The following is a 19,846-nucleotide window of genomic DNA, read 5'->3' on the forward strand; positions in this document are numbered from 1 at the left end:
ATTAATTTACGGAAGGTTTACTTTTTCTGTTTAAATCAAAAATATAGAATGCACCACCACGGACAAGTGTGCTCTGGCCTACGTTGCGCCCGGCAATTACATAGCTGCTGCCTGCAGTAAGCTCCAGGCCGCTGTCGAAAGAGTACTTGAAATTTACGCCGGCTGCAGTAGCGTTCATGCGGTTACCGGGAAAGGGCATATCATTGCGGCGGATATCAAAACCGCCTGCAGAGGTGCTGTTCTCAAAAACCGCCTCGGCAATAAGGCTCGAACTGCGGTAACCTGCCCTTACGTTCACCACGGCAGCGTTAGGAATAGCTACCTGGTTACTATAAACCAACGTTGTGGTATAATAGCTGTCGCGGTCGATGGTGATATTATTACGGTTTATGTACTGGCCTGAACCTGTAAAGAACAAATTTTTGTACTGATAATCAGCCAGCGCCCTGAACTGAAAACTGCGGCAATGCAGCCCGATGGACATTGGCATAAAATCGGCCACATAGTTGGTTAAGGGCAACACATAACTTCCAATAGCATAGAGGGATAGTGTGCCGTTACCCACCCTGGTTTCTACCGGCATATATTTTAATGTACCGGTAATGTCCTGAAACCCATGCTGCCCTGCCAGTGTACCCGCCGAAGCGTGTGTACTGATGTAAGGAAGCCCTACCAATACATTCAATTTGTCGCTGATGCCGTAATTAGCCATCAACATATACATATTTGTACTTAGCCTGCCAATGTTCTGGTTATTGCGCTTTAAAGTGCCTTCCCAATAGTTGGTCCAGCTGCTGTTGCCATACTGTGCACCGGCACAAAAATATTTCTTAGGAATCATAATGGCATCCACATCAGTTTGTGCCCAGGCTTTATTAAGCAACAGGGCCAATGCCAGCAAGCTCATCAAAACCGGCTTTTTTAAGTACGAGATAAACTGATCCATGATAGTCAAAGGTTTGAAGGTTTTCAGTGATTTGATAATTTCAGCCGGCTCAACAGGTAGTTGCCAACTGCCCTGCCCTGTTCAGCGCCTTTCAGGCAGCTGTTCTTGTTGTGTATGCCTCCATAAAAACGGCTCATTGCAGTTTCCTGTGAAGCTTTCAGGAATGAAGGAAAACTCCTTTCGAGGCCAACGTAACGGCGTTCGGTGGTGTCGCGAAAAGAAAAATTATCGCCAAACATACGGGTAAGTACTATAGCCGAAGCGCCGCTGATATCAGCATGGCCGGCCGGATATTCCGGAAACGGCGGCGTTTGCAGCAGCGGTACCCAGTAATGGTCAATCATTTCGTTAATTTCTGATACGGGCCTGATGTAGCTGTAATCGTATTTTGCCTGCCAGCTGCAGATAAAGCTATCGAACAAGGCTATTGAAGTTAACGCATACGCCTGGGCTGTCTTTACCGCATCGGCCTTGGTTTGCCGGCAGGCTATGGCCGTGATGCCAATCCAGTGGCCGCCAGGCGTTATTTTTTTGTTGGCGAAAGTAATGTGGCCCGTATGCTGGGTAGCAAACGGATTATCATCCCAAAACCGTGCAGCCTGCTTTTCCCCGGCAGTAAGCGTTTTATTTTTATGATATACCTCTTTGGCCTGCTGATAGTAAACACTGTTGGTATCGGTACTGTAGGCCGGTGGGTGCGGTAACTTAAATTGTTGCGAAGACTGAATGGCAAAGGGATGCATGGTACCCCAGCAATATTCCACACCATCAAAGTAATCGGGTGGGGTGGGGCGCCATTCTGCTTTGCCATTATGGCCTAAGTATTTGGGCTTTCCCCTGGTTTGCGGGTAATTATCCTGTGCCGCACGTTTCAAAACCAGCTTACCGATTTTTTCGCCAAAGGCCATAGAGCGTACATACGTAGAGTCGTCCAGTTCATTCCGATAGCGGCTGTACACACCGTCCTCATATTTTTGCAGGGTATCTACCGAGAAGGTTACTTTATGCGCCACGGTAAACAAGGCTTTTGTAGCGGCTAAGGCAAAATTGTACTTTTTACCTTTTTCCGGTACAGGCGGTGTACCAAAATCTCTCAGCTGTGCAATCAGTGACGGGTATGCAGGGTTAGCATAGCGCATGGCCTCATAAGCGGCCAGGTTGGTATAGCCATAAATGCGGCTGGCTACCGGCGGGGTAAAAACATCATAGATAATAACCTGGGTAAGCTTGTCTACATTGCGGTGCAGCAGTTCGGCATCACTGATTTCGGTATTCGGCTTGTGCCTGCAGGCGGATAAGGCAAGCAGAATTGAGCCGGTAACGAAAAGGATATATGTTTTAAATTTGAAATTTTTCAAGGAAGTAAGATCTAAGATTTAATTGAAGGCAGGTTTGCGGTTCAACACAGGTAAAGGCAGTTTCAGCTTATGCATAACAAGCCACAGGGCCATAATGGCGCCGTAGCTGCCGCCGCGCTCTACAAATTCAAACAGTTCATAATGTGGGTAAAACAGCTCGCTTAGTATCTTCCATACCAAAAATAGCAGGAGCAGGGGGCTCAGGCTGTCTATCCATATTATAAATGAGGCGCCTATTTCGGCAATACCTACCCAAAAGGCGGCAGATATGGTGTTATTAAAGCCAATGGCATGATACTGGTTCAGCAAACCCGGCTTGGCAATGCAGTTAAGCCAGCCGTGCCCCGCAAGCAGCAGAAAGACTACCGCTTTTAAGCACAACTTTATTTTGTTTAACTGTTGCAGGCTTAAAGCCCGGGGCGCCTCCATCAGCCTGAACCAGCCTTTGAACGTTGCACTGCCGCCACAAAGCAACAGCAGCGCAAGCGGTGCCCCAAAGTTGCCTGCACGTTCAATAAGTTCGGCAATGGGTTCGCCCGATAGCGGCCGGAGGGCGGCTGTAAATAAGCCCCAGAATATAAGCCACAAAGGTACTGCGCGTACCGGATAGATAAGCATAGCTATGCCCAGCGCAATATCCACAGCACCTATCCAGGGCATCAGCCCGTAAGCCAGTGTTTTGCCAATACCAAATACGGCAAAGTAATTACACCATACAGGCTTGGTAATTATACCAAATGCACCATGGCCTATAAAGCACATGGCTACCGCAAGCCGGAGCACAAAATAAATTTTTTGTTGAGTATTTATATTCAACATCATCACTGCAATTTATGTAGGAGAGTGTAATGTATTATGCAGTAATTGCTTACTGCCATATAACTATCCATACAGGTTCACCTAAAGTATTACCGGCCTTAACAAATTGGGGCGGCTAACCAGCCAAATCTGCTATTGCACAGGTAGTAATTGGAGCATGGCTTACTGCATTATGCGGTAGCACATTCATCCCGATTAGGGGATTTGATTTAGCCAATGAACTGCTTTGGGGGCTGATCAGGGCTGTTAGTGAAACCGGCAGGTATGAGAAGAGTGGTAATTACCGGATAAGTTTTCAGCATGGTTACCGTTGGTTTAATGCTGTAGGTAATTACCAAATGATTGTATTTACTAAAATCGATGGTTTTAATGGTGTTGGTATTACCCTTCTTGTTCAAGGGCACATCGCTTACCTGGCGGGCATAAATTACATTGGCATTGGTAAGCTGCGTGGTTTTATAATTAGGAATACACATGATGTATAGCGTATCACGTGTCACCTTTAGCTTTACGTAGTTATAACAGGCGCCGCTGCCTAACTGAACCTGGCCGCTTACGCGTTCGTAACTTTGCCAGTTCTGTATGTCAGGCAAATGCACCGGAACCTTAACTTCCACCAGATCATGCATATTGTAAAACCCTTTGCTGATTTGCCGCTCCACAAAGGCATCAGAGCGGTTAATGAGGTATTGGAACAGCAGCATGTAACCGCCTGCGGTAAACAGGTGTACAATAAGCAGCACTATGGCAACTGTTCTTTTCAATACTTTAAATTGAGGGCTTTAGCCAGATAATTAGTTGAGCGTAAAGATTGCAAATAAATTCAAATAATCAAAATGGATTGAAACAAAAAAGATACACTAATGTATAAGCAAGTGCTGTAAGGCGGCGCTATCGCCCCTGAAGGCATCAAAATCAACGGTATGATTGATGCCGCTTACACGCGCCCGGTCTGAATGCTGCCAGAACTGCCAGCCTTCCTTACTGCTTACTTTAAGTTGCGGCTGGTAATAATGGGCCAGCCACCACTGGTAGTTATCAAAATAGCCTTTCAGATAATCCTGATAAAAGCTTAATCCCGAATAGATGATGGGTTTCACCTGCGTGCGTTTTTCAACCGCAGCAAGAAAAGCCTGTAATTCACGGCGCATGGCTTCGGGTGTGGTATGGTCAAGCGTTTCCACATCTACCACCATCGGCAGGTCGCCTTTTTCCAGTTCCACGTTCTGCATAAAAAACCGGGCCTGCCACTTGCCGTTAATTTTAGGCCTGAAATAGTGATAGGCCCCGCATATTATACCCGCCTTTGGCGCCTCGCGCCAGTTGCGCTTAAAGTAGGGGTCAACCTTTAGCATGCCTTCCGTAGCCTTAATAAAGGCAAAGGTGATATGCACACTGTCCTCGCGCATGGTACTCACTTTCTTCCAGTTAATGCGGCCCTGCGCATAAGAAACATCAATGCCATGAACGGTATACCTGCGCGGTATGCGGATGTTGAAGCTGCGGTAAGTACGGTATTCCGGATCTTCGCCAATGTCTTTGATCCATTGCCAGGTAGAAGCTACCATTTTTACAATGTAGCCATAGTAGAACGGGGACAGCACGATCAGTAAAAAACCGGCCAGCAACATTTTCCAGGGAAAGTTGGAGCCTTGCTTTTTCTTTTTTTTCTTAGTTGCCGGTGCCTGGCGCCGGGCGGTGGTTGCACGGGGCTTAGGCACTGTTTTGGCAGCAGGCGCTTTGGGTTTCCTGCCGGGCAGTTCCGGCTTATCGTCAGGGGCAATCACCCGGCAAACTTACGGAATTGCCTGCATTGGATGAAGGCATCCGGTGATCCGGTTATAATGATGTTTGTAATGATTAGCAGCCCCATCAGCACTTCAGCGCCTTATCATATTTATATTGAGCCACAGATGTCCGGCCGAACTGAAACTGCATAAAATGGCACAACTAAAAGCTCTGAAAAGTGTAAACCCTGCTTTTTTTCAATTTATTGATTATCAAACATTTAAGCCAAATATTTTATGAATTGTGTAAACTTTGCCTTTACACTTTATTCACCCTTTATTAAGCTGATCAGGGAGGTGCATTACCCTGCATAGGAAACAGAAACCAAGCCTTGTCCGGCTTGTTTCGGCATCCTGACAGGCGGGTATACCGTTTGTTTGATTTGTGTTTTTCTCCTCTATACCGGCCCACCGATGGAATGCTGTCATCGCAGTTTAAACAATCTTCCGAACACGTATGGTATCGTGTTCAGAAGATGCAGACCGGCCTTATACATTAGGGATGAAACTATTTTTTGGTTGCAGGATAAATGTGCATTGCCATACCGCCGCCTGCCGCCATGTTTACTTGCACTGAACTATTGCGGTTCACTTGAATTTTAGTTTTTGTAAGGTGGTTACCATTGCTTTCTGCATCAGGCGCATCAGTAAATAGCTCGGCCTCGTACTGGCCGGGCGGCAAAAAATTCAAGGGAACCGCCAGTTGCCTGCGGCTATGGTTGGTAATGCCGCCTATATACCAGTCGCGGCCTTTGGCGCGGGCAATCACTGCATACTCGCCGGCCTTAGCATTAGTTACCTTAGTGGCGTCCCAGGTGGTGGGTACCTGCTGCAAGAACTCAAAGCCAGGCTGCCCGGTGTAGGCATCAGGGTAATCGCATATCATACCCAGATAGCTTTCCAGTACCACGTACATACCCAGCATGTGGCAGCGTGTGCCCTGCACCATTGGCCGTATATAATGCACCCTGAACTTAGCGGAAGGTACCGCATTAAAACCACCCAAATGATAATCAGTAGCGCCGGCCAGCAGGCGGGTAAATGCAATGTTGGCATCATGGTCTGGTGTAAGGCGGTCGTTCCATTTATCATTTTCATAATTATAACTGCCTTCGCGCGTAAACTCGTTAGGATAGGTGCGGTTAAGGCCTGTAGGCTTGTATGCCCCGTGAAACTGGATATGCAGATGATGTTGTGCGGCCTTCTGCAATATTTCCTCCTGCATGTTCACCATCTGCTGGTCGTCGCGGTCCATAAAGTCCACCATCATCCCCTTAATGCCCCACTTTTCATATTGTGTAAAGGTGCTGTCGAGCTTGGGGTACAAGGCTGCCCAGTGTACCCAAACCCGTATGCCTACGCCTTTGGCTTTGGCAGAATCGCACAACTGCTGCATATTCAGGTCGTCCACCCCCTTGGCCGGGTCAACATGTTTGCCGGGCTGATAGCCATAGCCGTCGTTTACATACCACTCATGCCCGCCGTACTCTACCACTGTATGATAGGTGATGTGGTTATTCGCACAAAAGTTCACATAATACATGTTAGTATTAAAGTTATTACCCGGCGTAAAGCTGGTATCGGGTACCACCGTGCCGTTCCACCAAGGGAAAGTGCAGGTGCCGGGCTTAATCCAGCTGGTGTCCTTTATGCGGTTGGGCTCGTTCAGGTTGGTAAGAATGTTGGATTCAATAAGCGTACCCACCCGGTCGCCCACCATCATCACCCGCCAGGGGCTGTGGTGCGGTAAGCCCGCAATTACTTTTATGCCCGGATGATTGGGCAGGGGGGATAACCGGCTTTGCAGAACGCCGTTATGCTTAATGAGGTACATGCCGGCGTAATCCCGCAATGCGGCCTCGGTAATGGCCAAGTAGCTGCCATTTGAATATTCAAATAAGGCAGGCATGTCCATCAGGGTATCAGCCTTTAAACTCTTCAGCGGCGTGGTGGTGTAAAGTCCTTCGTGCGATGTTGTGTAATTCGGCAGCAGTAAGGCCCGCACCGTTGGGTTACCCGTTAGCTTAAACGTATTAATTTCATCAGTAACCCGTACTTCCTTATTGCTTCCCGTCAGCACGTAACGAAAGGCAGCCCCGTCATTAAATACCCTTACTTCCAAGCTTACCCGGTAACCGCTTTTTGCCTGGTTAATTACAGGTATGGCCATGCTGTTACAATCGCTCAGCACTGTGCTTGCCTTTCCGGTAATTAACCGGTAGGTTTCGGTGAGGTGCTTTTGGGTAGCAGTACCCAGTCTAACATTACCCGGTATCATGTTACCCTCTTGGAAACTTAACTGCAATGGTGATGCATCAATCAGGCTATGGCCTTTATAACTCAGCCGGTACACCAGCTGCTGATGTTGTACCGAAAGCGTGAACTTTAGCTGTTTATCGGGCGAATACACTACCGGCGCATTAGCGGCTGCCGCTTTGCCATGTAGCGTCAGTAAGCTTACGAACAGCAGGTTAATCAAGGTTTTCATCTGTCAGAATTCAGGTATTCAGGATTATGGTCTGAACAAATATAACAAAGTAGTTTAGCGCCTTACTGCATTCATCTGAATATAAATTAGGCTTCATCACGTCAAACTTATAAATTAGGTACATGAAAAACTTTACCTCTCATTCCCGATTCAAATTCGACCGTTTTATGATGGCCATTGCCGCAGGCGGTATGCTGTGCAGCGGTGTTGCATCAGGGCAGGCCAAAACGCAGGTTATTAATGCCATAGTGCAGGAAGAAACCACCCATTCGCAACTGGAAGCCCTGGCGCAGGAACTGCTGGATGGTATTGGCCCCCGTCTGGTGGGTACGCCGCAAATGAAGCAGGCCAATGACTGGGCTGTAGCCAGGTACAAAAGCTGGGGTGTTACGGCCCGCAACGAGAAGTGGGGCAAATGGCGAGGCTGGGAGCGGGGCATATCGCATATAGACATGGTTGCGCCGCGTGTAAAATCACTGGAAGGTACACAACTGGCCTGGAGCCCCGGCATGGGCAATAAAACGGTAACGGCCGAGGTGGTGATACTGCCTGACCTGGCTGATTCTGCGGCCTTTCAGCAATGGCTGCCCAGCGTGAAAGGTAAGTTCGTGATGATCTCTATGCTGCAGCCTACCGGCCGGCCTGATGATAACTGGAAGGAGTTTGCCCTGAAGGAATCATTTGACAAGATGAAGGCCGAGCGCACGGCCATGACTGACCAGTGGCGGCAGCGCATCCGAAAAACCGGCTTTAACGGCCGCACACTGCCAGTAGCACTGGAAAATGCCGGGGCTGCGGGTATCATTACCAATAACTGGTCAGCAGGTTTCGGGGTGGATAAAATATTTAGTGCCTACACTAAAAAAGTGCCTACGGTTGATATTGCACTGGAGGATTATGGCTTGCTTTACCGCCTGAGCCAAACGGGTAAGAAGCCGCAGATCAGTGTGCATACCGAGTCAAAGGAATTAGGTGTAGTGCCTGCCTTTAACACCATTGCCGAAATTAAAGGAACCGAAAAACCGGATGAGTATGTAATGCTGTCTGCCCACTTTGACTCGTGGGATGGCGGTACCGGCGCTACTGATAACGGTACCGGCACCTTAACCATGATGGAGGCCATGCGCTTACTGAAGAAATATTACCCTAAGCCGAAACGTACCATACTGGTAGGCCATTGGGGCAGTGAGGAAGAAGGTTTGAACGGCTCGCGCGCCTTTGTGGAGGATCACCCGGAGATTGTGCAGCACCTGCAGGCACTGTTTAACCAAGATAATGGCACCGGGCGGGTGGTTAACCTGTCGGGCCAGGGCTTTGCCGATGCCAAAACGTATTTAACCCGCTGGCTGAATGCCGTACCTGATACCATCAAGAACCGTATCACCACCAGTTTTCCTGGCCAGCCGGGCGGCGGTGGGTCTGATTTCGCCTCCTTTGTAGCTGCCGGTGCGCCGGGCTTTTCGCTGAGTTCGCTCAGCTGGTCATACGGTAATTACACCTGGCATACCAACCGCGATACGTATGATAAGATTGTGTTCGACGACCTGCGCAACAACGCCATGCTGGCCGCCATTATGGCCTATATGGCCAGCGAAGACCCTGAAAAAACATCAACTGTTAAAGCCGAAGGCGTAAAGTGGCCGGTGCAAACCAAGGCGACACGCAGGGGCGGCCTGGATTAGAAGACTACCAAATAATTAAGGCGGAACTTGATAGCTCCGCCTTAATATATATGAAAGAGAACACAAAAGGCTTTTAAATCTATGATTTAAAAGCCTTTTGTGTTCTCTTTAATTTGCGGAGAGCTAGGGATTCGAACCCCAGGAACCTTTCACAGTTCAACAGTTTTCAAGACTGCCGCAATCGACCACTCTGCCAGCTCTCCGGGGACAAAAGTACAAATCCCGAGCGAATTGGCAAATTTGAAATGAAAAAAAATGAAGGGATAGCGTATCTCTTTGCAGGTACTTGTATTTCAATTGTTTACTCCATTTAACCGCTGCGAAAGGTGTTGAATCTGGGTTGTTCCACCTTCACACTTTGCTTAGAAAGATCGATGCTGGCGTTAAGTTCAAAGCCGATCAGGATAATGAATGAGTTAAAATACAGCCACAACATCAGAATGATGAGCGTACCAATAGAGCCGTAAATTTTATTGTACGAAGCAAAATGGTTAATGTAATAACTAAAGGCCACAAGTGTGGCCACCGCAAGGGCAGTGGCTAATATTGAACCCGGACTCGAAAATTTCCAGCGGCGCTTGTTGGCCGGGCCGTAACGGTATAGTATAGATACAGTGATGTAAAATATGGCAATTACCACCATCCAGCGCGAAAGGACAATCAGCAGTGTCCAAAACTGGTAATTGGAAAATATGTGACCCTTAACAAGGCGGATAACGGCCTGCCCGGCAATCATAACGGCGATAGCCAGCATAATAGCAGTGCTGATAAATACTGTAAGCAGCAGCGATATGCAGCGCCGCTTATACCAGCTGCGGGTTTCTATAATCAATGATGATTTGTTGAAAGCCTGCATTAACTTATATACGCCGTTGGCGGCAAAGTACAGGGCTGAAGCAAAGCCAACGGATAAGAGCTTACCGTTCTGGTGCCTGATGATATCATCTAAAGTGCCTTTAAGTGCAAGATAGGTGTTGCTGGGAAGTATCACAGCGATGAGTTTCAATAAATCTTCCTGAAAATGACGTATAGGAACGTAAGGGATAAGCGTAAACAAAAAGATAGTGGCCGGAAACAGGGCCAGCATAAAGTTATAAGCCAGCGAGGAGGCCTTATTCACCAGTGATTCCTGCTGTATTTCACGAAAGAAGAATACCGATACCGTATGCAGCGGCAGAGGCCTGAAACCGGGCAGATAGACGGATTTGGTCCACTCCACAAAGTAGCGGTACCACGCCATGTGGTATAAAACACGATGCAGCCAGTTCATTGGTGCAATTTACGCAAAGTAAGGTTTCAGGCGGTCTAAAAATTCCTGCGGCGGCAGGCACGGTCGGCCGGTTTTCATATTCACAAACACCAGTAAGGTTTCACCAATATGCAGCAGTTCGCCGGCTTCATCAAAAATTTCGTAAATAAAATGAATGCGCACGCCCGGCATGGTATTCATCACCACCCGCAGGCGCAGTTCCTCATCGTAACGGGCGGGCTTCAGGTATTTGCATTTCATCTCAGCCACCGGCATCATCACGCCCGAAGCTTCCATACCCTTGTAGGTCATGCCCAGGCTGCGCAGCATCTCCACACGGCCTACTTCATAAAATTCGGCATAGTTGCCGTAATATACGTAGCCCATCTGGTCGGTTTCGCCGTAGCGTACCCGTAATTTGGTAGTATATTCGAGCATTACCTTTTGATGCCCCGCTCGTTTAACGCCTGCTGAAATCGACGGGCATTGGCCAGATGGTCGGCATTGTTAGTTGCAAAATTGTGGTAACCCGAAAAATCTTCCTTGGCGCACATGTAGATGTAATCATGCTTTTTATAATCCAACACCGCTTTAACCGCATTTACAGATGGCATCATGATGGGCCCCGGCGGCAGGCCGGTATGCTGGTAAGTGTTATAGGGCGAAGGGTTGCTCAGGTATTTATTGAGTACACGCTTAATGGTGAAATCGCCGGTGGCGTAAATCACGGTAGGATCGGCTTCCAGCTTAATGCCGCGTTTGAGGCGGTTTAAATATAAGCCGGCTATTGTTGGCATCTCATCATCGTGCAGCGCCTCAGCATCTACAATAGAAGCTAAAATGGAAACTTGTACCGGTGTTAAATTCAGGGCAGTGGCCTGTTGCTTACGTGCAGGTGTCCAAAACTTGTTATACTCGGTATACATCCGCTCAAAAAATTTTTCGGGCGTGGTGTTCCAGTACAGCTGGTAACTGTTGGGTAAGAACATGGTATACACGTTATCGGTGGTAAAACCATGTTTTTGTACAAAAGCAGCCGAATCCAGTAAGCGGCTCACGGAAGCGGAATCGGGTTCCAGCTGCATGGATACCGACTTGGCGAACTGGCTTTTGAGGCGCAAATTATGAAAGTTGAGGGTAACCGGCTCCTGGTTGCCCGCCTTCAGCATGTTAATGAAGTGCCGGTTATTCATGCCCTCGGTAAGCTTATACTTACCGGGCTTAACACGGCCGTTAACATAATTCATATTATGCGCCGCCCACATAAAGGCGGTGGTATCGCGCACCAGTTTTTCTTGCCGGATGGTACGGTACACATCGGCAAAGGACGAACCGGTATGAATGTACAAATAATCCTTATTGCCCGTTACATTCGGGCCCCAATAGCGCAGGTAATAGTTGATACCGGTAATTATCAGCGCTATAATAAATATTACGGCAAGTGCGATAATGAATTTACGCCCTCTGCCTCCAGATGAAGATGATTGTTCAGCCATATGGGTATTTCGATGCTATTTTGAATATTGTAAGCGTTGTACGGCTATCAGGCCGCCTTTTAAGTTTTTAACGTTGGTATAACCTAACTGCTGCAATACCGACTGAGCGGTTGCGCTTCTTAATCCTGCCTTGCATAGTACAATAATTTCCTGCGCTTTGTTCAGTTCCAGATGTTCTATATCTGCCAACAGTTTGCCCAGCGGAATATTGGTGCCGCCTATATTGAAGGTGTGGTATTCCATCGGCTCACGTACATCTACCAAAGTCAACAGGTCGCCGCTGTTCAGGCGCTCCACCAGTTCAGCGGCATTAAGGTTGCGGTTCGGTTTGTGGCCGGGCTGGCTGTTGCTGTTCATCTATGGTTTTCTTTCCCTGTGTTACCGTTATATTAATACGGGTGCCGATGCTGGCCTTGGTAAGCGAATCGCTGCGCATGGGCGATTGTCCGCTCACTATTAAACTTGCAGAATCGGTGATACTGCCTTCGTAAGTAACTGTTCCCAAAGTAAAACCGGCGCCCCGGATGGCAAAGCGGGCCGCATCCAGGTCCTGGTTGATCAGGTCAGGGATATCCTGCTCGCTTTCCCCGGCGCCATCGCCCAATACCAGGCTGATGCTGGAACCCTTGGGTAGCTTATCGCCGGGTTTAAGCGCCTGGCCATTAAATTTTACGGCTAAAATACGGTCGCGGGCAATGTCTGATACGTAAGAGGTATCGCTTACCCTTAAACCATAGTTGGCCAAAGTAGCTATAGCCTCCCGGTAAGTGCTTTGCTCCAGGTCGGGCAGGGAAACATCAGGTGCAACACGGGTAACTACGGTTAAATAAATTGTACGCCCTTGCTTTACATTAGTGCCTGCATCAGGGTCTTGCTCCAATACGGTGCCCGGCTCCTGATCCTGTATATATACCGAATCAATTTGTACCCGGAAGCCTTGTTCTTGCAGTTTTGCCATCGCCTTGTCAACAGACAAGCCCTTTAATGCCGGTACGGGTACCCCTGAACCGTGGCGGGTATAGTAGGCTAAACTAAAATAGGCAATGAGCAGCACCGCTATACTGGTGCCGATTGCAGCCAGCATGGTGATGCGAAAGTTTTTCGATTTAATGTAATATCCTAATCTACTCATAGAATAAGCTTGCAGTGCTGTTTAAATCCGGCCTTCAAACATAAGTATATTTTCTTATCCGGTAAAAGCTGGTAGCAAGATGTATAGTGAGTTTGTAACCCCCTGATTTCAATATATCATCGCTATGATCAGAAACCAACTTGTTTGGTTTGCTTGCAGCGTAAAGAAGTATCATATTTATTTTGCCTGGATCCAGCCGCTGTTTTCTTTTGAATCACTTACGAGATAAAAATTATTAAAGCTTCCCAATACATATACATAGCTGCCATATTCAAGCATAAGCTTACGTGCGGCAGTGCTATCCGGCCGGTCATATAGCGGCTGTACCATTTTGATTTGGTGTTTACGGATGGGCAAGGCAGAGATGAGTTCATTATGGTGAAGGTAGCCAGTGCGACCATCAGGCAATGTAATTTTATACCAGCTTTGGGTAGCGGCATCAACAGTAAGTATGGTGTTTGCCGGTAATGCAGTAATTGCTGCAGCTTTAGCTGAAGGTGATACACGTAAGCGGGCCGTATTGCCTGAAGTGCGCGCTGTCGCATTAAGCATTTTTTCTGATGCTATAACGGGTGATGGCGCTTTTGTTTCGCGGTTTACAAATGGCAATGGGTCAACAGCGCCATCAGACGTATAAATGCCAAAGTGAAGATGCGAAGGGGTAAATTTAGCATTCCCGGTATTCCCTACCCAGCCTACGGCATCTCCAGTGCGCAGGACTTGGCCATCGCGCACCAACTGACTATCCAAATGGGCATAATAGAGATTATAATCCCTGCCATCTGGCTTGAAAAATACCACTTTGCCGCCAAGTGTATTATTAGTTACCCGGCTCACTACGCCATCGGCAGCGGCAATGGCCAGGGTGTGTTTAGGTGCAAATATATCTACACCCTCGTGCCTGCGGCTGCCTTCGTCGCGCCCATCGCCCCAAAAGCTGCCAATATGCGGATTGCCGGAAGCCGCCACCGGAAAGCTGAGTGAAGGCCCGGCGGTTACGGTTAAGGTATATTCGCCGCCGCGCAGTAGTTCGGGTTGCACCCTGATGAGATAGCCGCCATTCTTCGGCACTTCATAATCCAGCCGTAAACCAACGGTATCGGCAGAGGCTACCAACTTTGGTAAACTGCCGGATTGCTCCTGAAAAATATCCATATAAATGGCAAAGTTCAATTCAGGCCGTTTGCTTAACACCACATGCAATTTTTGCCCGCGCCTGGCTTCAAAGCGGAGTACTGATGTTTGAACCTTATCAGCAGCAAAATAGCCGGTTTCTTTGTATGGGATAGTAATGGTTAAGGGCTTAACCACACTTTGATCGGCCACCTGCAGCCATGCGCCGCCCATGGCCGTATGGTTAAGCCCTGCATCCTTAAGCCGCTGGCCGTAGGCATCATGGGGTGAAAGCTTTCTGAACAGCGCTAAAGGGGTAGTGCGGCTGCAGGAGGCAATAGTTACACTTAAATAAAAGATTAGTAAAGGATTTTTAAAGCTTGTCATGCGTTTTAATTTATCCTTACTTACAAGTGGATAATTAGGAGACAGCACTTAATCGGCTTGGTTTAATTTCTTCAAATCCTCCGGCGTATCTATCGCGAAAGTTTCCAGTTCAGTTTCTGCCACCTTAATGCGGTAGCCGTTTTCTATCCAGCGCAGCTGCTCCAGGCTTTCGGCTTTTTCTAAACCGGAAATAGGCAGGCGGGTGATCTGTTGTAATACATCAGCGCGGTAGCTGTATATACCAATGTGTTTGAAATAGGTAAAATGTTGCAGCCAGTTGGCTTGCGCTTCCCCGCGTATATGCGGCAGGGGAGAGCGCGAAAAGTAAATGGCTTCCTGTAATTTGTTGATGAGTACTTTGGGGGAGTTGATGTTAAATAATTCCTCCGCAGTCAACACCCTTTTTATAAGCGTGGCAATCTGCGTATTGGCCACAGTAAAGCAGGCAACCAGTTTGGTAATTTGTTCCGGATCGATATAGGGTTCATCGCCCTGAATGTTGACGATCACTTCATATTCCGGGTGCAGGGCGGCTACTTCGGCGCACCTGTCGGTACCGCTTTGGTGATTGCTGTCAGTCATAACTGCCTTGCCGCCAAAACTACTTACATGATCATATATCCGGTTATCATCTGTAGCAACTATAACCTCTGCCAGGCTGTAACACTTTTTGGCCTGCTCAAACACCCGCTGCACCATGCTCTTGCCGGCAATATCCACCAGCGGCTTGCCGGGGAAACGGGTAGAGGCGTAGCGGGCGGGGATGATGCCGAGAGCAACCATCCCAACCCTCCCCGGGGGGGGGGGCTTTAGCTCATTATCAATATTGTAAACCGCTTCAGCCATACATTATATCCTTTAAAGCCCTCCCCTTTGGGGAGGGTTGGGAGGGGTGCTTAAAATAACCCGTGCAACTCCCGTTCAATCAATTGCACAATCGTCGCTAAATCTTCGGTATTGCCGGTGAAATCCAGTTTGTCTTTATCCAGTATCAGCAGCTTGCCTAAATTATAGCCCTCGATCCATTTCTGGTATTTATCGTTCAGCTTAGACAGGTAATCCAGCCGGATGCCGATCTCATACTCGCGGCCGCGGCGGTGAATGTTATTTACCAGCGTAGGGATGGAGGCCTTGAGGTAAATCAGCAGGTCGGGAGGTTTGATAAAGGAGGTGATGTTATCAAAAATATTGCGGTAAGTCTCAAAGTCCCGTCCCGACATTAGCTCCATATCATACAGGTTTTCCGCAAATATATAGGCATCCTCATAAATCGTACGATCCTGAATGATACTGCGGGTACTGCTTTGTATTTCCGAGATCTGCCGGAAGCGGCTGTTCAGGAAGTAGATCTGCAGATTGAAACTCCAGCGCTTCATGTCCTTGTAAAAATCGTCCAGATAAGGGTTGTTGTCTACCGCCTCGTACATGGGTTCCCAGCCGTAGTTTTTGGCTAACAATTCGGTCAGGGTAGTTTTACCGGCGCCTATATTTCCAACAATGGCAATGTGCATGTAATAAAGGTAAAAGTCAAAATTAAACAGTCAAAAATCAAACAAGGCAATTATAGCCGGTTTCATACTTTTAAAGCTAAGCAGAAACTTATTAAAATTTCCGGAAACCTATAATTTCCCGCACTTCGCGTATAGTACGTGAAGCGCTTTCGCGGGCTTTAGCGGCACCGTGTCTGGCTACCTGGCGCAGGTAAGGGGCATCGTTGGCAATATCCTTAATCCGCTCGCGGATAGGAGCGGTAGCCACAATCATGTCTTCGGCCAGTTGCTTTTTCATGTCACCGTAACGTATCTGGCACTTATTGTACAAATCATCAAAGTGCGCCAGCGTATCAGCAGCCGATACCACGTTCATCAAATCAAACAGGTTCTGTATCTCTTGCGGTTTGGCCTGGTTGTCCCCGGTTGGGCCGCTGTCGGTTACCGCACGCATCACTTTTTTGCGTATGGCTTCGGGCGTGTCTGATAAGAATACGGCGTTGCCTTCCCCTTCTGATTTTCCCATTTTTCCCTTACCGTCCAGCCCTGGTATCTTTACCAGGTTCTGGCTGTAATTAAAAGCATAAGGCTCCGGGAAATACTCGTGGTTGTATAACCGGTTGAAACGGTTACCAAACGTGCGGGCCATCTCCAAATGCTGTTCCTGGTCTTTGCCCACAGGCACTTTTACAGCCTTGTGAATCAGAATATCAGCAGCCATTAGTACCGGGTAGGTAAGCAGGCCGGCGTTCACATTATCGGGGTGTGCACGTACCTTATCTTTAAATGACGTGCTGCGCTCCAGTTCGCCTAAATAGGCGTTCATATTTAAATATAAGTAGAGTTCGGCTACTTCCGGTACGTCTGATTGTATGTATATGGTAGCTTTTTCAGGGTCTATACCGGCGGCTAAGTATTCAATCAGCACCTGCTTTACATTGCCGTGCAGGTTAGCGGGCGTAGGATGGGTAGTTAACGAGTGCAGGTCGGCAATAAAAAAATAGCAATTATATTCCTGCTGCATTTTTATAAAGTTCTGTATAGCGCCGTAGTAATTACCCAGATGCAGGTTTCCGGTAGACCGTATACCGCTAACAACAGTTTCCATCATGCGCGAAAGTAAGTATTTTTTATATTTTTGATGCCGATGAAGTTGTTATTGAAAAAAGCGCACAGCCACTTTTACCGTTACAGTGTCGGCTTTTTCTTTTACCTGTTCTGGCCGTTGCTGTACTACTTTTCGCGTAAGCCTGAGCGGTATAAAACCATGAACTTTTTTCGTAAGGTGTGCAGCTTTTGCAGTTCGGCTATTTCCGGTATATTCTACCGCATGGCATATGAACAGCCTATTGATTGGAGCCGTACTTATATCGTATGCCCCAACCATACCTCTAACCTGGATATTTCGGCGATGAGCCTTATGGTAAAAAATAATTTTTGCTTTATGGGGAAAGAGGAACTAATGCATAAGCCGGTAACCGGGTTGTTCTTCAGAACCATTGATATACCGGTAAACCGCGAAAGTAAAATGTCTTCTTTCAGGGCCTTTAAAAAGGCAGGAGAACGGCTGCAAAACGGGGTGACGATGATTATGTTTCCCGAAGGGATGATACCCGATGATTACCCGCCGCAACTGCACCAGTTTAAGAACGGCCCTTTCCGGCTGGCCATTGAGTATAAGATACCCATTATCCCGGTTACCCTTGCCGATACCTGGAAGTTGTTATGGGATACCGGCCTCGAGCGTGGCAGCAGGCCTGGCGTATGCCACGGCTTTGTGCATAAGCCTGTTGAAACCGCCCATTTAAATGTTGAGGATGCCGATGCCCTGCGTGATGAGGTATTCCGCATTATTCATCGTAAATTAAACTCAAATGAAGATTGATAAACAAACAGTTGAGCAGATTGCCCACCTGGCCCGGCTGGAAATAACCGGACAGGAAAGCGAGCAACTGATTACTGATATGAACAGAATACTTAGCTTTATGGATAAGCTTAACGAGGTGGATACCTCGGGCGTAGAGCCGCTCATTTACATGACGGATGAGGTAAATGTGCTGCGCGAAGATAAAACTCAGCAGGCCATTACCCATGAGAAAGCCCTGCAAAATGCACCCAAGCGCGATGGTAAATTCTTTTTAGTGCCCAAAGTGATAAAAAAGTGAGCTTGCTAATTTTATTGTTAATCTACTGATAAGCCGCCATGCCTCCGCATCTGCAAGCACAATTAGGGTCACTGGCTCCAAGTTTACTTAAAAAGTAGCGGTAGTAACCAATGCGCTCCAGCATGTTCTCCTGGTGCTCACCCTTGTTACATTCCAATGCGCCATTTACAATGTTAATGGTCATGCCGAAACCCGGCGTGCGATTTTTTTTGTGGTCATCCGCACTCGGCTGCCATTTTCCGGTCATTACATCATGTGCCGAAGGTTTATAGGTTTGCGGTGTCATCCAGAAATAAATGGCCGATTCAAACGCCAGCACGGCATCGCTTTCCAGCAGGCCGGGATTTTTCAGCAGGATGCTCTTATCCCCCAAAATACAATCTGAAGCGTATCCGTAATTGCCATTATAACTGAGCTGCATTGGTCCCCGGCCATAATACTTCTGCCCTGCAACAGGCGGATATACATCATTTTCGGCAATATACGGCAATGATGTGTTGTTTTCATGCAGCAGCATGAGGCCATCGTTATATTTCCCGTTCTCGCCATTCCGGGTTTCATGGGCAATGTGCGCCAAAAAAGCGGCCAGTTCCTTTTTTCTTGAAGCGGTGCTGCCTTCGGCACAAAACAAGTTAAAATCAATCGTGTAAACGCTGTCTGGTTTTTGTTTGGCCCAGGGCTCATTCCAGTCAGCATCCTGCCGGATAACTGCGCTTTTACCGGTAGCGCGATCTGTACGGGTAAACTGGTATACTGATGATGCACGGCGGGCAATCCGCATTTGTATACGGCCTAATTGCCGGGCCGCCTTAATAAAGGCGCTGTAGCTATAAAATGCGTTACGCTGCGGAAACAGGCTATTATATTGCTGTTCAGTAATAACCTGGTCAAAGCTGATGGTGGCTTTTGGCATTGTGCCGGTTTTAGGTGCTGCCGGGTTTGCGCACTTAAAACTTAATAAGCATAACAGACAGGCCAGCAGTAAACTGCAGCGAATAGAATAAATTACCGGTTTCATCATACAAAATTGAACGTTATTCTGTCATATAAGTTCCTTTAAGCACTTAAAATAACGTTTTATAAAACACTATTATTGGTTTGCTGTAATAAAGGCTATTTGTATGAAGATATATACTAAAACCGGCGATAAAGGTTTTACCTCTCTGATTGGAGGCACACGGGTACCTAAGCACCACCTGCGGATTGATAGTTACGGTACGGTAGATGAACTGAACGCCTACATCGGCCTTATCAGGGATCAGGATATTGAGGAACAGGACAGGGCGATGTTGAAGGAGATACAGGACCGGCTCTTTACCATTGGCGCTTCATTAGCTGCCGACCCGGATAAATCTAAAATGGCAATACCTGATCTTACCGCTGGAGATGCTGAATTACTGGAACAGGAGATGGACCGCATGAATACCCTGCTGCCAGAATTGAGGCATTTTATATTGCCCGGCGGCAGCAGCGCAATTTCCTTTTGCCATGTGGCCCGCTGTGTGTGCCGCCGGGCCGAGCGCTTGTGTGTGCACCTGGCAACAGAAAGCCAGGTGGACGATAATGTAATAATTTACCTGAACCGGCTGAGCGATTATCTGTTTACATTAGCACGATTGATTGGCTGGCAGCAGCATATACTTGAAAATCAATGGATACCGCGTATTTAAAAATTGATAAAAAATATTTGATTATCAAATTGAAAATATTATACTTTTGCGAAAATTGAAAATT

The 19,846-nt window shown here is 47.6% G+C and carries 20 protein-coding genes and 1 tRNA gene; 4 read left to right on the plus strand and 17 right to left on the minus strand.

The window, feature by feature from the left end:
* Position 1: 1 nt before the first annotated feature.
* The 6 genes from ACY652_RS15435 to ACY652_RS15460 all read right to left on the minus strand — a co-directional run bounded on the left by ACY652_RS15435 (position 2) and on the right by ACY652_RS15460 (position 7,398).
* Positions 2–946, minus strand: a complete 945-nt coding sequence (locus tag ACY652_RS15435; protein WP_462265280.1) for a hypothetical protein — start codon at positions 944–946, stop codon at positions 2–4.
* Positions 947–969: 23 nt separating this feature from the next.
* A complete protein-coding gene (locus tag ACY652_RS15440) occupies positions 970–2,304 on the minus strand; it encodes a vanadium-dependent haloperoxidase (protein WP_462265282.1) in 1,335 nt (444 codons plus the stop codon).
* Positions 2,305–2,322: 18 nt separating this feature from the next.
* A complete protein-coding gene (locus ACY652_RS15445) occupies positions 2,323–3,126 on the minus strand; it encodes a hypothetical protein (protein ID WP_462265283.1) in 804 nt (267 codons plus the stop codon).
* Between the two features lie 206 nt (positions 3,127–3,332).
* On the minus strand, positions 3,333–3,887 hold the full coding sequence (locus ACY652_RS15450; protein WP_462265284.1) for a hypothetical protein: 555 nt from the start codon (positions 3,885–3,887) through the stop codon (positions 3,333–3,335).
* Between the two features lie 96 nt (positions 3,888–3,983).
* Positions 3,984–4,910: a glycoside hydrolase family 25 protein gene (locus ACY652_RS15455; RefSeq protein WP_462265285.1), complete on the minus strand. Its 927-nt coding sequence runs from the start codon at positions 4,908–4,910 to the stop codon at positions 3,984–3,986.
* Between the two features lie 508 nt (positions 4,911–5,418).
* Complete coding sequence (locus tag ACY652_RS15460; RefSeq protein WP_462265286.1) at positions 5,419–7,398, minus strand: glycoside hydrolase family 97 protein; 1,980 nt, start codon at positions 7,396–7,398, stop codon at positions 5,419–5,421.
* 122 nt (positions 7,399–7,520) lie between these two features.
* Between ACY652_RS15460 and ACY652_RS15465 the strand changes: the two genes are divergently transcribed.
* On the plus strand, positions 7,521–9,080 hold the full coding sequence (locus ACY652_RS15465; protein WP_462265287.1) for a M20/M25/M40 family metallo-hydrolase: 1,560 nt from the start codon (positions 7,521–7,523) through the stop codon (positions 9,078–9,080).
* A 116-nt stretch (positions 9,081–9,196) separates the two neighbouring features.
* Here the strand turns inward: ACY652_RS15465 and ACY652_RS15470 are convergent.
* The 10 genes from ACY652_RS15470 to trpS all read right to left on the minus strand — a co-directional run bounded on the left by ACY652_RS15470 (position 9,197) and on the right by trpS (position 17,055).
* Positions 9,197–9,283, minus strand: a tRNA-Ser gene (locus ACY652_RS15470).
* A 107-nt stretch (positions 9,284–9,390) separates the two neighbouring features.
* A complete protein-coding gene (locus ACY652_RS15475; RefSeq protein WP_462265288.1) occupies positions 9,391–10,350 on the minus strand; it encodes a YihY/virulence factor BrkB family protein in 960 nt (319 codons plus the stop codon).
* 9 nt (positions 10,351–10,359) lie between these two features.
* Positions 10,360–10,767, minus strand: coding sequence for an acyl-CoA thioesterase (locus tag ACY652_RS15480; protein ID WP_462265289.1), 408 nt, complete (start codon positions 10,765–10,767; stop codon positions 10,360–10,362).
* Positions 10,767–11,825 carry an endolytic transglycosylase MltG gene (gene mltG, locus ACY652_RS15485; protein WP_462265290.1) on the minus strand — a complete coding sequence of 353 codons (1,059 nt, stop codon included), beginning with the start codon at positions 11,823–11,825 and terminating at the stop codon, positions 10,767–10,769. Before mltG ends, ACY652_RS15480 begins: the two co-directional genes overlap by 1 nt.
* Positions 11,826–11,840: 15 nt before the next feature.
* Positions 11,841–12,182 carry a rhodanese-like domain-containing protein gene (locus ACY652_RS15490; RefSeq protein ID WP_462265291.1) on the minus strand — a complete coding sequence of 114 codons (342 nt, stop codon included), beginning with the start codon at positions 12,180–12,182 and terminating at the stop codon, positions 11,841–11,843.
* Positions 12,136–12,957, minus strand: a complete 822-nt coding sequence (locus tag ACY652_RS15495) for a PASTA domain-containing protein (protein ID WP_462265292.1) — start codon at positions 12,955–12,957, stop codon at positions 12,136–12,138. The genes ACY652_RS15490 and ACY652_RS15495 overlap by 47 nt, the downstream gene beginning before the upstream one ends.
* Before the next feature lie 177 nt (positions 12,958–13,134).
* Entirely contained in the window at positions 13,135–14,457 is a 1,323-nt protein-coding gene (locus ACY652_RS15500) for a peptidoglycan DD-metalloendopeptidase family protein (RefSeq protein WP_462265294.1), read from the minus strand.
* A gap of 48 nt (positions 14,458–14,505) precedes the next feature.
* A complete protein-coding gene (gene kdsB, locus ACY652_RS15505) occupies positions 14,506–15,240 on the minus strand; it encodes a 3-deoxy-manno-octulosonate cytidylyltransferase (RefSeq protein ID WP_462265295.1) in 735 nt (244 codons plus the stop codon).
* Between the two features lie 113 nt (positions 15,241–15,353).
* Positions 15,354–15,968: a deoxynucleoside kinase gene (locus tag ACY652_RS15510; RefSeq protein WP_462265296.1), complete on the minus strand. Its 615-nt coding sequence runs from the start codon at positions 15,966–15,968 to the stop codon at positions 15,354–15,356.
* A 91-nt stretch (positions 15,969–16,059) separates the two neighbouring features.
* The gene (gene trpS / locus ACY652_RS15515) at positions 16,060–17,055 is read right to left on the minus strand and encodes a tryptophan--tRNA ligase (RefSeq protein ID WP_462268278.1); all 996 of its coding nucleotides are present in this window, start codon (positions 17,053–17,055) and stop codon (positions 16,060–16,062) included.
* Between the two features lie 39 nt (positions 17,056–17,094).
* Between trpS and ACY652_RS15520 the strand changes: the two genes are divergently transcribed.
* Positions 17,095–17,832, plus strand: coding sequence for a lysophospholipid acyltransferase family protein (locus ACY652_RS15520; protein ID WP_462265297.1), 738 nt, complete (start codon positions 17,095–17,097; stop codon positions 17,830–17,832).
* Entirely contained in the window at positions 17,822–18,112 is a 291-nt protein-coding gene (gene gatC / locus ACY652_RS15525; RefSeq protein ID WP_462265298.1) for an Asp-tRNA(Asn)/Glu-tRNA(Gln) amidotransferase subunit GatC, read from the plus strand. The genes ACY652_RS15520 and gatC overlap by 11 nt, the downstream gene beginning before the upstream one ends.
* A 22-nt stretch (positions 18,113–18,134) precedes the next feature.
* On the opposite strand, the gene ACY652_RS15530 is transcribed toward gatC, so the two are convergent.
* Positions 18,135–19,025, minus strand: a complete 891-nt coding sequence (locus tag ACY652_RS15530) for a chitinase (RefSeq protein ID WP_462265299.1) — start codon at positions 19,023–19,025, stop codon at positions 18,135–18,137.
* A 208-nt stretch (positions 19,026–19,233) separates the two neighbouring features.
* On the opposite strand from ACY652_RS15530, the gene ACY652_RS15535 reads away from it, so the two are divergent.
* Positions 19,234–19,782, plus strand: a complete 549-nt coding sequence (locus tag ACY652_RS15535) for a cob(I)yrinic acid a,c-diamide adenosyltransferase (RefSeq protein ID WP_462265300.1) — start codon at positions 19,234–19,236, stop codon at positions 19,780–19,782.
* Positions 19,783–19,846: the final 64 nt, after the last annotated feature.

The sequence above is a fragment of the Mucilaginibacter sp. genome (assembly GCF_965200995.1).
Lineage (GTDB): Bacteria > Bacteroidota > Bacteroidia > Sphingobacteriales > Sphingobacteriaceae > Mucilaginibacter.

What these genes read in the sequence shown, in the direction of transcription:
- ACY652_RS15435 (WP_462265280.1), bottom strand. Translation starts at nt 946, where the DNA reads ATGGATCAGTTTATCTCGTACTTAAAAAAGCCGGTTTTGATGAGCTTG.
- ACY652_RS15445 (WP_462265283.1), bottom strand. Translation starts at nt 3,126, where the DNA reads ATGATGTTGAATATAAATACTCAACAAAAAATTTATTTTGTGCTCCGG.
- ACY652_RS15460 (WP_462265286.1), bottom strand. Translation starts at nt 7,398, where the DNA reads ATGAAAACCTTGATTAACCTGCTGTTCGTAAGCTTACTGACGCTACAT.
- ACY652_RS15465 (WP_462265287.1), top strand. Translation starts at nt 7,521, where the DNA reads ATGAAAAACTTTACCTCTCATTCCCGATTCAAATTCGACCGTTTTATG.
- ACY652_RS15475 (WP_462265288.1), bottom strand. Translation starts at nt 10,350, where the DNA reads ATGAACTGGCTGCATCGTGTTTTATACCACATGGCGTGGTACCGCTAC.
- ACY652_RS15480 (WP_462265289.1), bottom strand. Translation starts at nt 10,767, where the DNA reads ATGCTCGAATATACTACCAAATTACGGGTACGCTACGGCGAAACCGAC.
- mltG (WP_462265290.1), bottom strand. Translation starts at nt 11,825, where the DNA reads ATGGCTGAACAATCATCTTCATCTGGAGGCAGAGGGCGTAAATTCATT.
- ACY652_RS15490 (WP_462265291.1), bottom strand. Translation starts at nt 12,182, where the DNA reads ATGAACAGCAACAGCCAGCCCGGCCACAAACCGAACCGCAACCTTAAT.
- ACY652_RS15495 (WP_462265292.1), bottom strand. Translation starts at nt 12,957, where the DNA reads ATGAGTAGATTAGGATATTACATTAAATCGAAAAACTTTCGCATCACC.
- ACY652_RS15500 (WP_462265294.1), bottom strand. Translation starts at nt 14,457, where the DNA reads ATGACAAGCTTTAAAAATCCTTTACTAATCTTTTATTTAAGTGTAACT.
- kdsB (WP_462265295.1), bottom strand. Translation starts at nt 15,240, where the DNA reads ATGGTTGCTCTCGGCATCATCCCCGCCCGCTACGCCTCTACCCGTTTC.
- ACY652_RS15510 (WP_462265296.1), bottom strand. Translation starts at nt 15,968, where the DNA reads ATGCACATTGCCATTGTTGGAAATATAGGCGCCGGTAAAACTACCCTG.
- trpS (WP_462268278.1), bottom strand. Translation starts at nt 17,055, where the DNA reads ATGGAAACTGTTGTTAGCGGTATACGGTCTACCGGAAACCTGCATCTG.
- ACY652_RS15520 (WP_462265297.1), top strand. Translation starts at nt 17,095, where the DNA reads ATGAAGTTGTTATTGAAAAAAGCGCACAGCCACTTTTACCGTTACAGT.
- gatC (WP_462265298.1), top strand. Translation starts at nt 17,822, where the DNA reads ATGAAGATTGATAAACAAACAGTTGAGCAGATTGCCCACCTGGCCCGG.
- ACY652_RS15530 (WP_462265299.1), bottom strand. Translation starts at nt 19,025, where the DNA reads ATGCCAAAAGCCACCATCAGCTTTGACCAGGTTATTACTGAACAGCAA.
- ACY652_RS15535 (WP_462265300.1), top strand. Translation starts at nt 19,234, where the DNA reads ATGAAGATATATACTAAAACCGGCGATAAAGGTTTTACCTCTCTGATT.